The sequence below is a fragment of the Falsiroseomonas stagni DSM 19981 genome (assembly GCF_900114315.1).
GTDB lineage: Bacteria > Pseudomonadota > Alphaproteobacteria > Acetobacterales > Acetobacteraceae > Falsiroseomonas > Falsiroseomonas stagni.
On the sequence record NZ_FOSQ01000007.1, the window covers coordinates 159275 to 172306 of the forward strand.

Sequence of the window (13032 nt, forward strand, 5' to 3'; positions counted from 1 at the left end):
CGCCTACCGCAGCCCCCGCACCCGGTCCATGAAGCGCGCGACGCGATCCGGGTCCACCTTGTTCCAGGTATTGCCCTGGTGCTTGAAATGCGTACCGATCACGCAGCCATCGGCCACGCGCATGATCGTCTCCACATTGTCGATGGTCACGCCGGTATTGGCGAAGACGGGCGTGCTTCCCGCGCCCCGCCGCGCCGCTTCCAGATCCGATCCCTCCACCGCCTGCCCCGTGATGCCGCCGGAGACGCAGATGACATCGGCGAGCGAGGAGAAGATCGCGCTCCGCGCCCGCTGCTCGATGCTGCGCGTATCCGGCGTGCTGGCGAATTCCGCGTTGATGTTGAACAGCAGCTTCAGATCCTGCCGGCCGAGTTGCGCCCGCAGCCGCAGCGCGCCGGCGCAATCGGGCTCCCACATCCCCATGTCGCTGGCATAGACGCCAGTGAAGACCTCCCGCGCGAAGCGCGCGCCGGTCGCCACGGCGACGGCGACGGTACCAACAGGATCCCAGAGGTAGTTGACGCCGAAGGGCACGGTCAGCGCGGGCTTCGCCGCCGTCACCAGCGCCGTCATCGCCGCCAGGCTCTCCGGCGTTGCCTTCAGCAGATAGGGTCGGTCCCCCTCATTGCCGAACATGATGGCATCGACGCCGCCCTTCTGGAGCGCCGCGATATCCTCCAGCACATCGTCCAGCAGCCCCGCCATGCCACGCTTCGCGTCATACAGCGGCGATCCCGGCAAGGGCCCCAGATGGGCCATGGCGATCACCGTCTTCCTGGTCTCGAACAATCCCGGGATCATCTTGTCCTCGTCAGCTCATGAACACGCCGCCATTCACGTCCACGGCCAGGCCGGTCATGAATCGCGATGAATCGCCCAGCAGGAACACCACCACATCGGCCACATCCTCCGGCTGCTGCAACCGGGCGAGCGGCGTCAGCGACACGTATTCCGCCCGCACGGCGTCTTCCGTCATGCCCCGGAGTTGCGCTTCCCACACCACCTCCCGCTCCTGCATGGAGGTCGCGACGAAGCCCGGGCAGACGCAGTTCACGCGGATGCCGTTCGGTGCGACTTCCTTCGCGATGGCCTGGGTGAAGCCGGCGACGGCGAATTTGCTGGCGGAGTAATGCGCCAGCAGCGGCGCGCCCACCTTGGCGGCGAGCGACGCGGTATTGACGATCGCGCCTTTGGTTCCCGCCGCCAGCATGTGGCGCACCACCGCCTGGTTCGTCAGGAACACGCCCTTGGCGTTGACGTCCATGTTGAAGTCCCACTCGGCCTCCGTCAGGTCCACCACGCGCCGCATGGTGGAGACGCCGGCATTGGCCACCGCCGCATCGATCCCGCCCATCGCTGCCACGGCCTCGTCTACCGCCGCGGCCGTCGCCGCGGCATCGCGCACATCCAGCGCCAGGCCGAAGGCGCCGCCCCCGGCCTCCGCCGCCACGCGCGCCGCCGCGCCCGCGTCCAGATCCGTCACGCAGACCCGCGCGCCCGCGGCCGCCAGCGCCAGCACGATGGCCCGCCCGATCCCAGCGCCGCCCCCCGTGACGAAGGCGCGGCGCCCTTCCAGCACGCGACTCATGCGGGGTAGCCTGTTCGTGACGAAGGGGTCGCCATGTCCATCCTGATCCGCAATGCCCGAATCCTGACCTTCGACGACGCCGCCACCGAATGGCCGGAGGGCGACATCCTCATCGAGGGCAACGCCATCGTGGCCGTCGGCCCCGCGCTTTGTCCAGACCGCAGGCCCGACCGCGTGATCGAGGCGCGCGGCATGCTGGCCATGCCCGGCCTCATCAACGCGCATTTCCACAGCCCCGGCAACTTCCTGCGCGGCATGGTGGATGGCCTGCCGCTCGAAGTCTTCATGCTCTACGAGGTTCCGCCCCTGATCGAGGGTGCGCCGGTCAAGCGCCTCAACTACGTCCGCACCATGCTGGGCGCGATGGAGATGCTGCGCCACGGCGTCACCACCGTGATGGACGATGCCTTCCACGTCCCCGTGGCCGACCGGGACGGCATCGACGGCATCATGGAGGCCTATCGCGACAGCGGCATGCGCGCCCGAATCGCCATCGACCAGCCGCAGCTGGTGGAATACGAGAAATACCCCTTCCTCAAGGAATTGCTGCCGCCCGAGGCCATCGCGGCGATGGAGGCCGCGCCGCGGCAATCGACGGAGGAGCTGCTCGCCCTCTATGACCACCTCATCGGCCGTTGGGACAACACGTCAGGCGGCCGCATCGCCGCCGCCCTCTCCTGCTCCGCCCCGCAGCGATGCGAAATCCCCTATCTCCAGGCGCTGTCGGCGCTCGCGCGGAAGCACGACCTCCCCTTCAACTGCCACATCCTGGAGACAAAGCTCCAGCGCGTGCTGGGGGAGGAGAAATTCGGCCGCAGCCTGGTGAGGCTCGCGCAGGATCACGGCATCCTCGACGAATTCCTTGTCATCATTCACGCCATCTGGGTGGATGACGCGGATATCGCCCTGATCGCGCGGTCCGGCGCGACGGTCGCGCATAATCCGCTCTGCAACCTCCGCCTCGGCAGCGGGGTTATGCCGTTCCGCGCGCTGCGCGATGCCGGCGTGCCCATCGCCATCGGCACGGATGAGGCAGTGGCCGATGACGCCATCAACCCCTGGGCCGCGATGAAGATGGCGGGGCTGGTGCACACGCTCTCCGATGTGGATTACCGCCGCTGGCCCGGCGCGAAGGAGATTTTGCGCTGCGCCATGCAGGGCGGCGCGCGGGCGCTGCGCTGGCCCGGGATCGGGCATCTCTCGCCCGGCGCCAAGGCGGATGTGATCCTGCTGGACCTCGACACCCTGCCCTTCACGCCGCTGAACGACCTGCACCGCCAGCTCGTCTTCTGCGAACCCGCGTCCAGCGTCCGCACCACCATCGTCGATGGTGTCGTGGTCTTCGAGGATGGCCGCGTCACGACGATGGACGAGGCCGCGCTGCGGCAGGAGGCCCGCGACCTCACCGCCGGCTACCGCGAAGCCTTCGCCCCCGCCATCGACGCCGCGCGCCGGCTGGAACCCGCCTACCGGGAGATGGTGCTGCGCGCCCATGCCCGCGATGTCGGCCTGCAACGCCGCCTCACGCGCTGACCATTCCGGAGAAGCCCCGCATGATCCCCGCCATCGGCACCATCACGCCATCCTCCAACCGGGTCGTGGAACGGACACTGGCCGGGATCATGCGCCACATCCCTGGCGTGGACAGCTGTATCGCCCGCATCACCTACTACGGCGCCGGCATCGGCCAGCCGAAGGACGGCTATGAGGCGGAGGCCTATCGCCATGCCGCCTGGCAGCTCGGCCATGCCGGCATCGGCGCCCTCTCCTGGAACGGCACGCGCGGCGCGGGGCTCGGGCTCGATGCCGATCGCCGCCTTTGCGCCATCATGGCAGAGGCTGCCGGCTGCCCCGCCACGACCGCCGCGCTGGACACGGCCAGGCTGCTGGACCGGATCGGTGCAAGGCGCATCGGCTTCGTCACCCCCGGCGACACCGTCTATGCCGCGGAAGCCGCCGCCGGCTTCGGCCTTACCCTCGGCCCCGTCCGCAGCCTCGACCTGAAGGACAATCTCGCCGCCGCTTCCGTCCCGCCGGACCGGATCGCCGCCCTGGTGCGGGAGGTCGCGCGGGAAGGCGGGGTGGACGCGATCCTGCTGTGGTCCACCAACCTGCCGGGCCTCGACACCATGGCCCCGCTGGAGGCCGAGACCGGCATCCCCATCCTCGACAGCGCCGCGATCGGAGTCTGGGGCACGCTGCTGGCCGCGGGGATCGACCCGACCCCGGCGGCGAGCCTCGGCCGGATCTTCACCATCGCGATGTAGCGCCTACTCCGCCGCTTCCGCAGGCACCTTCGCCTGATGCTCCGCGATCATCCGCGCGAGCATCCGGCGCATCAGCACGCCGGGCCGGTCGGAGGGCATGTTCATCTCGATGCCCGTCTGGTCCAGCGGCACGTCGAATTCCGTGCTCTCCAGGATGTCGCGGTCCTCATCCGTCACGACGCGGTCGAAGGCGATCACATCCTCGGCCTTCGCCTGTTCCTCCGTGTCGTTGCGGTAGACAAACTGCACCACCATCGATGACGCATCGTCGATCGGCGTCGCGCAGGTGACGATGCTGTGGCTGAGCCCGTTGGGGTAGCGGATGCGCAGCTTGCGCAGGAAGGGCGCGTACCACCGGCCGCTCATGTGGCGCACCGTGGTGTCGCTCTCCATGTTCAGCACCTTCTTCTGGATCTCGGGATTCCGTACCGGAACCTCCGTGATCATCATGAAGCCGTCGGCGTGCTCCTCGATCTCCAGCTTCGCGGGTTCCGGGTGGCCCTGGTCGCCGAAGCTGGCGCGGTGGACGAAGGCGAAATGGGCGTTGTCGAAGCTGTTCTCCATCAGCCGCAGCCCGGCGCAGTTCCACACCTCGTAGAACTCGTCGATGCGGCGGAAGCCCAGGCCCTCCTCCTCGAATTCCGGCAGGCCGTAGACCGGGTCTTCCAGCGCCACCCAGACATAGCCGTAGCGCGTTTCCGCCCGGTAGGACGGCACCCGCATGTTCGTCTGCCCCTGCCGGTCCACGGGCCGCTGCGGCACCCGCATCACCCGGCCCTCGGAGGAGAACTCCCACCCATGATACCCGCAGGCGAGCCAGCCATTGCTGTAGAAGCCCTTGGAGAGCTTGGCCGTGCGGTGGCAGCAGCGGTCATCCATCGCCGCCGCCTTGCCCTCCCCATCCAGCCACAGGACCAGGTCGCGGCCCAGCAGCCTGAAGGGCTTCGGCCCATCCTTCAGGTGGCTGACGGGGATGACGGGGTACCAGAATCGCTTCAGCAGCGGCGTGGCGGTGGCGAGCATCCGGGGAGGCCCTTTCGCAGGAATGTGGCCCCCAGGGTGCAAATCCCGCCTGCCCGGCGCAAGCGCCCATTCGCGCGCCCCATCGCGAAACCGCCCATTCCATCACCATTCCGCCCAATCCATCGGCAGAATACGGGCCGCACGCCCCGGCCTGCGGCAAATCCCCCCTCCACCCCCTGCCCGCCGCTTGCTAACAGCGCCGCAACCACAACCTGCCGGGAACCGCCATGATCCGCCGCCGCCACGCCCTTGCCCTGTTCGGCTCCGCCGCCCTCGCCGCCCCCGCGGTGCATGCGCAATCGCTGCTGGATGTCCGCTTCACGCTGGACTGGGCCTTGCAGGGCCCGCAGGGCGCCTTCCTGCTGGCACTGGACCGCGGGTATTTCCGCGAAGCCGGGCTGAACGTGACCATGGATCGCGGCTTCGGCTCCGGCGACGTGCCGGTGAAGATTTCCGCGGGTGCCTATGATGTCGGCGTCGCCGACCTGAACCCCACCATCCGCATGCGCCTCGAACGGCCGGAAAGCGACCTCTTCACCCCCTTCATCATCCATGACGCCACGGCGATGGCGATCATGACGCTCCGGCGGGAGAATATCCGCACCCCCGCCGACCTGGTCGGCAAGACCCTGGCCAGCCCCGAATCCGATGCCGGCCGCCAGCTGTTCCCCGCCTTCGCCAAGGCGGCGGGCATCGACCCGAACAGCGTGCGCTGGACCACCGTGACGCCGCAGCTGCGCGAACCCATGCTGGTGCAGGGCCGCGCCAATGCCATCACGGGTTTCATCACCTCCGGCATCTTCTCGCTCCGCGGCCTCGGCATCCCGGAGCAGGACATCGTCACCATGCTCTACAGCGATGTCGGGGCGGATTTCTTTGCGACGTCGCTGATCACCACGCGCCGCTGGGCCACCGCCAATCCCCGCGCCGTCACGGGCCTGATCCGCGGCCTGGTCCGCGCGCAATACGACAGCCTGCGCGACCCCGCCGCCACCATCGCCAACCTGCGGCGGCGCGAAGCCCTGACCGACGTGGCGCTGGAGACGGAGCGCCTGCGCATGGCGCTGGACCGGCTGACCTTCACGGACCATGTCCGCCGCAACGGCTTCGGCCAGGTGGACATCCCCCGCCTGCAGCGCAGCATCGATGCGGTGAGGGAGGCCTTCGCCATCTCGCGCCCGATGCCGGCCTCGGATATCTACGACCCGTCCTACCTCCCCCCGGCCACCGACCTTCGGCTGGCCTGAGGCGCTTCACGAAAGGTCCTGCCCATGGCCCCCCTTCCCACCCGCTATTGGCAGGACCTGCCCTGGCCGGCGTTCAAGACGCTGCCGGCCAATACCGTCGCCGTGCTGCCCGTCGCCTCGATCGAGCAGCACGGCCCGCACCTCCCGGTCTCCGTCGACACCACCATCAACCAGGGCGTCGTCGCCCGCACCCTGAAGGTCATCCCGGACGATTTGCCCGTGCTGGTGCTGCCGACGCAATCCGTGGGGTGTTCGGTCGAACACCTCCGCTTCCCCGGCACCGTCACCACCACGCCGGAGACGCTGCTGGCCATCGTGGCCGATATGGGCGCCTCCGTCGCCCGCGCCGGCGTGAAGCGCCTGGTGATCGTGAACAGCCATGGCGGCAATGTCTCGGTCCTCGACATCGCCTGCCGCCGCCTTCGCATCCAGCACAACATCCTGGCCGTGAACGCCATGTGGGCGCGCATGGGCAAGCCGGATGCGCTGAAGGATGAGGTTGAAGGCCGCTACGGCATCCACGCCGGCCGCGACGAGACGAGCGTGATGCTCGCCCTCACGCCGCATCTGGTTCACATGGACAAGGCGGTCAACTTCGTGAGCCGCTGGCAGGGCGTCTCCAACGTCGCCCCGCGGATGGCCCCCGATGGCGGCGCGCCGCTCGCCTGGCAGGCGCAGGACCTCAACCCCGCCGGCGCCGTGGGCGATGCGTCCCTCGCCACGGCAGAGATTGGCGAACAGCTCCTCGATTTCGCGGCGGAACGCATGGCCGCGCTCTGGACGCAGGTCGCCGCCTTCGATGCGGAATCCTTCCTGGCGAATGAGCTCTCCGCCCATGGCTGACATCGCCGGGCTCCTCGCCGCGCTGGACGGGATCGAGGTCTCGACCGATCGTGCGCTGCTGCGCCAGAAGTCGCGCGACTTCTACTGGTACAGCCCCATCCTGAAGGCGATCCTCGACGGCAAGGCGGGCGAACTCTACGCCCGCCCGAAGGATGAGGCCGAGGTGCTGCGCATCCTGGCCGCCTGCCGCGCGGCCCGCGTGCCCGTGACGACGCGCGGCGGCGGCACTGGCAATTACGGGCAATGCGTGCCACTGGAAGGCGGCGTCATCCTGGACATGACGGCGATGGCGAAGCCCATCTCTCTCACCGATGGCGTCGTCGATGTCGAATGCGGCATGAAGATGATCGACCTCGACCTCTGGGCGCGTGACCAGGGGTGGGAACTCAAGCTCTGGCCCTCCACCAAGCGCACCGCGACCATCGGCGGCTTCGTGGCCGGCGGCGGCGCGGGGGTCGGCGGCATCGCCCATGGCACGATGCGGGAACGCGGCAACCTCGTCGGCGCCCGCGTCGCCACCATGCAGGACCCGCCGGTGGTGCTGGACCTGGAAGGGGACGATGCCTCCCCGGTCAATCGCACCTATGGCACCACGGGGATCATGACGCGCATCCGCCTGCCGCTGACGCCGGCGCAGGAATGGCGCGACATCGCCATCGGCTTCGAGAAGTTCACCGATGCCTCCGCCTTCGCCCTCGCGCTGGCTTTCGCCGATGGCATCCCGAAGAAGATGTGCGCGGTCTTCGACAGCCAGCTTCCGCCCTTCTTCCGCGCCATCGCGGATAGCGTCCCGGCCGGGCAGTCACTGGTCCTGACCATGGTCGCGCCCTCGGGCCTCCGCGCGCTGCGCGACCTGGCCCGCGACCACAACGGCACCTTCCTGGTGGAGCAATCGACCGTCGAGGCCGAGCGCGACCCGGACAAGACGCCCTTCTACGAATACTGCTGGAACCACACGACGCTCCAGGTCCTGAAGAAGGATCGCGGCGTCAGCTACCTGCAATGCCGCTTCCCCTTCGAGGATACGCTGGCGGCGATCGAGGCCGTGCGCGTGCCCTTCCGGGACGAGGTCTGGATGCACACGGAATGCGTCCGCTTCGGCGGCCGCACCACCATGTCGGCGCTTCCCGTCATCCGCTGGACCAGCGCCGAGCGGATGCATGAGATCATGGCGGCCTTCGAGGCCGTGGGCATCGGCATCGCCAACCCGCATGTCCTCACCATCGAGGAAGGCAGCAACTACCGCCGCGTCCCCGGGGACCAGCTCGGCTTCAAGCAGCGCACGGACCCGCTCGGCCTGCTCAACCCCGGCAAGATGCGCGATTTCGTTCCAGCGGAGACCACCCCAGCATGACCGTCCAGGCCGTCATCGACTCGCTGCCGGGCATCCAGTGGATCACCGATCCCGCCCTCGTCCGGCAGAAGTCGCGCGACTTCTTCTGGTACTCGCCTGTCCTCAAGCGCCAGCTCAACGGCGTCACCGCCGAAGCCGTCGCCTGCCCGCGTGACGAGGCCGAGGTCATCGCCATCCTGAGCGCCTGCGTGAAGCACCAGGTGCCGCTCACGCCGCGCGGCGCCGGCACGGGCAATTACGGCCAGGCGATGCCGCTGAAGGGCGGCATCGTCCTCGATCTCATGGGCCTCGACCGCGTGGTCTGGACCAAGCCCGGCGTGGTGCGCGCCCAGGCGGGCGTGAAGCTCATCGACCTCGATGCCCATACGCGGCGGGAGGTGCGCGGCGAACTGCGCTTCCACCCCAGCACCAAGCGCACGGCGAGCATCGGCGGCTTCATCGCCGGCGGGTCCTCCGGCATCGGGTCCTGCACCTATGGCAAGCTGCGGGAATTCGGCAACATCCTCGGCCTTCGCGTCATCACCATGGAGGCCGAGCCCCGCGTGCTCGAACTCCGCGGCACCGATATCGACAAGGCCAACCACGCCTACGGCACCAACGGCATCATCACGGAAGTGGAAATGCCCCTCGCCCCCGCCTGGGACTGGGTGGATGTGCTGGCGGGCTTCCCGGACACGATCTCGGCAGCGCGCTTTGCCGAAGCCCTGATCGCCTCCGACGGCATCGCGAAGAAGATGGCGGGCGTGGTCGCGCCCGGCGTGGCGCAGACCTACTTCAAGATGCTCCAGCCCTACGTCCCCGCCGGCGCCGCCTGCTCCCTGGTGATGGTGGCGGAGCCCTTTCTCGAATTGCTCAAGCCGCTGCTGGAGCGCTTCGGCGGCACGGAGTTGTATCGCTGCGAGACGGAGAAGGCGGAGACGCCGCTCTATGAATTCACCTGGAACCACACGACGCTCCAGGCCCTGAAGGTCGATCGCAGCCTCACCTATCTCCAGACCCTCTACCCCGCGCCCAACCACTTCGCGCTGATCGAGAAGATGGAGAAGACCTTCGGGGACGAGGTGCCGATCCATCTGGAATTCGTCCGCCTCGGCGGCGTCGTCAGCTGCTTCGGCCTCCAGCTGGTCCGATACACGACGGAGGAGCGCCTGGCCGAGATCATCGACATCCATGAGGATGCCGGCTGCCCCGTCTTCAACCCGCATGCCTTCACGCTGGAAGAAGGCGGCATGAAGCGGATCGACAGCGAACAGCTGGACTTCAAGCGCGTGGCGGACCCGCACGGCCTGCTGAACCCCGGCAAGATGCTGGCCTGGGACGACCCCGACTGGACGCCCGACCGTAAGCGCAGCTTTTATCTGTATGGCCAGGCCGATGCGCCGGAAGTCGAGGAAGTGCTGGAATAGCCTGCCTGAAGCCCTCTCCCCCCCCACCGGGGGAGGAGAGGGTTGGGTGAGGGGGTACGCGTGACGGTCACGCCGTGTAGACCCAGGGCGTGCAGGCGCTAAGGGCGGGCATGTGGCCCTCCACCACCAGGGTCAGCGTCACCGGTGTCGCCTTCGGCACGCTGGCGCCGCCGGCCTGGTCGCGCAGCACGTCGAAGCAGTATTTGCTGTCCTCCAGCTTCCCATTGGCATTGAAGAAGCCCACCGCGATGCAGCCCTGCACATGGGATGGCTTGCTGCCCGGGTGCATCAGGATGTTGCCCTTCTTCGTCTCCTGCTCCTCCAGCCCCGGATTGATGACGAAGGACTTGTACTTCTCGTGCCAGTAGATGGCGGAAGCGGGATAGGTCCGGTTGCCCTTCATGTGCATGTAGCCATCCATGCGCTCGATCGTCTCGAACATCAGGCCGTGCACCCATAATTCGCCGACCAGGCCATGCGCCACCGCCATGGCGGGCTTGCCCCCCTCCATCACCGGGTTCCCGTCCTTGTCCTTCACGGCGTAGGTGTTCTTCACGAAGCGGTCGGTGCGCTTGTAGGTGAGGATGGCGGTGCTCATCGGGGTGGCTCCTCGGGAGGGGTTGTCCTGGGGGCCATGATGCGGCGCCGTGACGGGCGCGGCTGTTCCGCGGGGAACAGGGCGGAAAGGCTGGACAGCGGCGGCGGCACGGGTCTATTCTGGGAATATCATCCCACCAACACCATCCAGGCGCGCCGCTCCACCCCCCGCGAAAAGCGGTGCTAAATGCGCATAATCGGCATAATCGGCTAAAGTCATAGTAGCCTTTAGTGGCCCGAAAGCCACATCAGCCCAGCCAATCCGGCCGCGGCAGGGCCTGGTAGGCTTCCCGCAGGCTCTCCGACCAGCGCTGGCGGAGGAAGGCGAAATACGGGTCATCCTCCCCGATCCGCCGCCGCAGCCCCACCTGCAGGGCATCGCGCCGGATCACCGTCAGGTCGATGGGCAGGCCCACCGTCAGGTTGGACCGCAAGGTGCTGTCCATGCTGATCAGCGCCAGAGTCACGCCATCCGCCAGCGGCGTGGCGGGCGTCAGCACCCGGTCCAGGATCGGCTTGCCGTATTTGTGCTCGCCGATCTGGAGGAAGGGCGTATCCGCCGTCGCCTCGATGAAGTTGCCCGCGGCATACACAAGGAAAAGGCGGGGCGCGCTGCCCGCGATCTGCCCGCCGAGCATGATGGAGACGTCGAAGCTGATGCCCTGCGCGCGCAGCGCCGGACCATCCGCATCGAAGACCTGGCGCACCGCCTCCCCCACCAATTGCGCGGCGCGGAACATGGTCGGCACGGAGGCCAGGGTCTGCCTCTGCCCGCCCAGCGTCACGCCTTCCTGCAGCCGGTTCCACACGGCCTGCGTCACGGCCAGGTTCCCGGCGGTGAGCAGCGCCATCACGCGCTCCCCGGGCACCTGTTCCACGAAGGTCTTGCCGAAGACGGAGATGTTGTCGACACCGGCATTGGTCCGCGTGTCGGACAGCAGCACCATGCCCGCATCCAGCAGCAGGCCGACGCAATAGGTCACGCGCGGTCCACCCGGACGCTATGCGCGAAATGCCCCGCACCCGGGCCGCGGCGGATGCCGCGCACCGCGCCGGCCTCGCTCTCATCAAGCCCGATGGCGAGGCGGATATGCGCCTGCGGCGGTGCCTCCCGTAGCACCTCCACCGCCTGCCAGGCCGCGCCATCCCAGTATTCCGCCCAGAGATGCGGCGCCGCCGCCTCCTGCCCATTCGCCCCGTCCCAGACGTAGCCGGAGACCATGCGCGCCGGCGTCCCGCCCGCCCGGACCACCGCGAGGAACAGATGCAGCAGCCCCGCATCGCTGCCCTTGCGCGCGGCCAGCACCTCCGCCGCCACCTCCGCCGCCAGGGGCTCGACCTCGACCATCCCGCGCAGCGTCGCGGCCAGGGCGGCGGGCGCGGGGGCGCCGGCGGCCAGGGCGCGGATCGCGTCGTCCAGCGTGGTCAGCGCGGTCTCCCGCTTGAAGACCTCCGCCGGCAGCGTCTCCTCAAGGCCGGAGGGGCCTGATTCCAGCCGCAACTCCACTTCCCCGTCCACGGTCACGGACAGGCCGCGATGCGGCAGGTTGCGTGTCAGAAGCAGGGTGGTGTTGCCGTAGCCATCCTCGAAGCCCGGCATGGCGCCGCCGCGGTCGCCCGCGATGCGCCAGTGGCAGATGGTCAGCCCGGCCTCGTCCCGCGGCGTCAGGCGCAGCGCCTGGACGGTCATGGAATGGGGCTCGTCGAACTCCCAGTGCAGGCGGTGGCGCACACGCAGGCGCATCGTGGCGACCCTTCTCTCAGCCGTGCAGGTAGAAGGCGGTGATCTCCCGCCCCAGGTCGATGTTGCGGTTGATGGCCTGGGTCAGGAAGGCGTGCAGGCCGCCCTCCATGATCTCCTCGATCCGGCCGTAGCGCAGGCGCGCATGGATCTCGCCGGCCAGGCGATGCGCCTCCCCGCGCCGTCCGCCATTGGATTCGGCGATGCGGTCCAGCACCTGTTCCACGCGGCTGTGGCAGGACAGCAGGGATCGCGGCAGTTCCGGGCGCAGGATCAGCAGGTCCGCCACCAGCTTGGGCTGGAGCCTGGTGTGGTAGATCCACTGGTAGGATCGCAGGGCGGAGACCGATCGCAGCAGCGCCTGCCACTGCGCGTAGGCGACGGCGCCTTCACTGCCCTCCCCGCTGATGGTCTCGTGCTTCGCGTCCAGCAGTCGGGCCGTGTTGTCCGCGCGTTCCAGCATCACGCCGAGATGGGTGAAGCGCCAGCCATCGTTGCGCAGCATCGTGTCCGCCGCCGCGCCGTTGAACAGCAGGGTGCGGGCGCGCACCCATTCCAGGAATTGCGGCAGCCGGTCGGGCTCCGCCGCCGTCGGGGCCTGGGCGCGCATCTCCCGCCAGGTGTCGTTCAGCGCTTCCCACATGTCGACGGTCAGCGCGGTGCGGACGGCGCGGCCATTGCCGCGCGCGGCCTCGATGCAATTGGCGATGGAGGAAGGGTTGTCCGCGTCCAGCGCCAGCCAGCGGATCACCGCTTCCGGCGTGACTTCCTTGTGCTTCGCCAGGAAGCCGGGCTCCGCGCCCGCGGCGACGAGCAGCGTGCGCCATTCGTCGACGCCGCCGCCGAGGCTGCTGGCGAGCCCCGCCATGCGCAGCGCCACCTGCATGCCACGCGCGAGGTTGCCGGCGCGCTCCACATAGCGGCCCATCCAGTAGAGGCTGTCGGCGGTGCGGGAGAGCATGGCGT

13 protein-coding genes are annotated in these 13032 nt (G+C 68.6%); 6 read left to right on the plus strand and 7 right to left on the minus strand.

Annotated elements, in window-relative coordinates; translation table 11 throughout:
- Positions 1–3: 3 nt before the first annotated feature.
- Both BM041_RS18355 and BM041_RS18360 read right to left on the minus strand, forming a co-directional pair.
- A complete protein-coding gene (locus BM041_RS18355; protein WP_092961339.1) occupies positions 4–801 on the minus strand; it encodes a BtpA/SgcQ family protein in 798 nt (265 codons plus the stop codon).
- A gap of 10 nt (positions 802–811) precedes the next feature.
- The gene (locus tag BM041_RS18360; protein ID WP_092961340.1) at positions 812–1588 is read right to left on the minus strand and encodes an SDR family oxidoreductase; all 777 of its coding nucleotides are present in this window, start codon (positions 1586–1588) and stop codon (positions 812–814) included.
- Positions 1589–1621: 33 nt separating this feature from the next.
- On the opposite strand from BM041_RS18360, the gene BM041_RS18365 reads away from it, so the two are divergent.
- Together BM041_RS18365 and BM041_RS18370 are read left to right on the plus strand one after the other, a co-directional pair.
- Positions 1622–3121 carry an amidohydrolase family protein gene (locus tag BM041_RS18365; protein WP_092961341.1) on the plus strand — a complete coding sequence of 500 codons (1500 nt, stop codon included), beginning with the start codon at positions 1622–1624 and terminating at the stop codon, positions 3119–3121.
- 20 nt (positions 3122–3141) lie between these two features.
- Positions 3142–3855: an aspartate racemase/maleate isomerase family protein gene (locus tag BM041_RS18370; RefSeq protein WP_092961342.1), complete on the plus strand. Its 714-nt coding sequence runs from the start codon at positions 3142–3144 to the stop codon at positions 3853–3855.
- Positions 3856–3858: 3 nt separating this feature from the next.
- Here BM041_RS18370 and BM041_RS18375 read toward each other — a convergent pair whose 3' ends face one another.
- On the minus strand, positions 3859–4878 hold the full coding sequence (locus BM041_RS18375; RefSeq protein ID WP_092961343.1) for an aromatic ring-hydroxylating dioxygenase subunit alpha: 1020 nt from the start codon (positions 4876–4878) through the stop codon (positions 3859–3861).
- 227 nt (positions 4879–5105) lie between these two features.
- Between BM041_RS18375 and BM041_RS18380 the strand changes: the two genes are divergently transcribed.
- From BM041_RS18380 to BM041_RS18395, 4 genes are read left to right on the plus strand one after another with little or no spacing between them, the layout of a single operon-like run.
- A complete protein-coding gene (locus tag BM041_RS18380) occupies positions 5106–6125 on the plus strand; it encodes an ABC transporter substrate-binding protein (RefSeq protein WP_092961344.1) in 1020 nt (339 codons plus the stop codon).
- Between the two features lie 24 nt (positions 6126–6149).
- Positions 6150–6968, plus strand: coding sequence for a creatininase family protein (locus tag BM041_RS18385; protein ID WP_092961345.1), 819 nt, complete (start codon positions 6150–6152; stop codon positions 6966–6968).
- A complete protein-coding gene (locus BM041_RS18390) occupies positions 6961–8322 on the plus strand; it encodes an FAD-binding oxidoreductase (RefSeq protein ID WP_092961346.1) in 1362 nt (453 codons plus the stop codon). Before BM041_RS18385 ends, BM041_RS18390 begins: the two co-directional genes overlap by 8 nt.
- A complete protein-coding gene (locus BM041_RS18395) occupies positions 8319–9728 on the plus strand; it encodes an FAD-binding oxidoreductase (protein WP_092961347.1) in 1410 nt (469 codons plus the stop codon). The genes BM041_RS18390 and BM041_RS18395 overlap by 4 nt, the downstream gene beginning before the upstream one ends.
- Positions 9729–9795: 67 nt before the next feature.
- Here the strand turns inward: BM041_RS18395 and BM041_RS18400 are convergent, their stop codons facing one another.
- The 4 genes from BM041_RS18400 to BM041_RS18415 all read right to left on the minus strand — a co-directional run bounded on the left by BM041_RS18400 (position 9796) and on the right by BM041_RS18415 (position 13027).
- Positions 9796–10326 (minus strand): hypothetical protein, encoded by a 531-nt coding sequence (locus tag BM041_RS18400; protein ID WP_092961348.1) that lies wholly within the window; start codon positions 10324–10326, stop codon positions 9796–9798.
- Between the two features lie 247 nt (positions 10327–10573).
- A complete protein-coding gene (locus BM041_RS18405; protein ID WP_092961349.1) occupies positions 10574–11308 on the minus strand; it encodes a proteasome-type protease in 735 nt (244 codons plus the stop codon).
- Entirely contained in the window at positions 11305–12069 is a 765-nt protein-coding gene (locus BM041_RS18410) for a transglutaminase N-terminal domain-containing protein (protein ID WP_092961350.1), read from the minus strand. Before BM041_RS18410 ends, BM041_RS18405 begins: the two co-directional genes overlap by 4 nt.
- A gap of 16 nt (positions 12070–12085) precedes the next feature.
- The gene (locus BM041_RS18415) at positions 12086–13027 is read right to left on the minus strand and encodes an alpha-E domain-containing protein (RefSeq protein ID WP_092961351.1); all 942 of its coding nucleotides are present in this window, start codon (positions 13025–13027) and stop codon (positions 12086–12088) included.
- Positions 13028–13032: the final 5 nt, after the last annotated feature.

What these genes read in the sequence shown, in the direction of transcription:
- BM041_RS18355 (WP_092961339.1), bottom strand. Translation starts at nt 801, where the DNA reads ATGATCCCGGGATTGTTCGAGACCAGGAAGACGGTGATCGCCATGGCC.
- BM041_RS18360 (WP_092961340.1), bottom strand. Translation starts at nt 1,588, where the DNA reads ATGAGTCGCGTGCTGGAAGGGCGCCGCGCCTTCGTCACGGGGGGCGGC.
- BM041_RS18365 (WP_092961341.1), top strand. Translation starts at nt 1,622, where the DNA reads ATGTCCATCCTGATCCGCAATGCCCGAATCCTGACCTTCGACGACGCC.
- BM041_RS18370 (WP_092961342.1), top strand. Translation starts at nt 3,142, where the DNA reads ATGATCCCCGCCATCGGCACCATCACGCCATCCTCCAACCGGGTCGTG.
- BM041_RS18375 (WP_092961343.1), bottom strand. Translation starts at nt 4,878, where the DNA reads ATGCTCGCCACCGCCACGCCGCTGCTGAAGCGATTCTGGTACCCCGTC.
- BM041_RS18380 (WP_092961344.1), top strand. Translation starts at nt 5,106, where the DNA reads ATGATCCGCCGCCGCCACGCCCTTGCCCTGTTCGGCTCCGCCGCCCTC.
- BM041_RS18385 (WP_092961345.1), top strand. Translation starts at nt 6,150, where the DNA reads ATGGCCCCCCTTCCCACCCGCTATTGGCAGGACCTGCCCTGGCCGGCG.
- BM041_RS18390 (WP_092961346.1), top strand. Translation starts at nt 6,961, where the DNA reads ATGGCTGACATCGCCGGGCTCCTCGCCGCGCTGGACGGGATCGAGGTC.
- BM041_RS18395 (WP_092961347.1), top strand. Translation starts at nt 8,319, where the DNA reads ATGACCGTCCAGGCCGTCATCGACTCGCTGCCGGGCATCCAGTGGATC.
- BM041_RS18400 (WP_092961348.1), bottom strand. Translation starts at nt 10,326, where the DNA reads ATGAGCACCGCCATCCTCACCTACAAGCGCACCGACCGCTTCGTGAAG.
- BM041_RS18410 (WP_092961350.1), bottom strand. Translation starts at nt 12,069, where the DNA reads ATGCGCCTGCGTGTGCGCCACCGCCTGCACTGGGAGTTCGACGAGCCC.
- BM041_RS18415 (WP_092961351.1), bottom strand. Translation starts at nt 13,027, where the DNA reads ATGCTCTCCCGCACCGCCGACAGCCTCTACTGGATGGGCCGCTATGTG.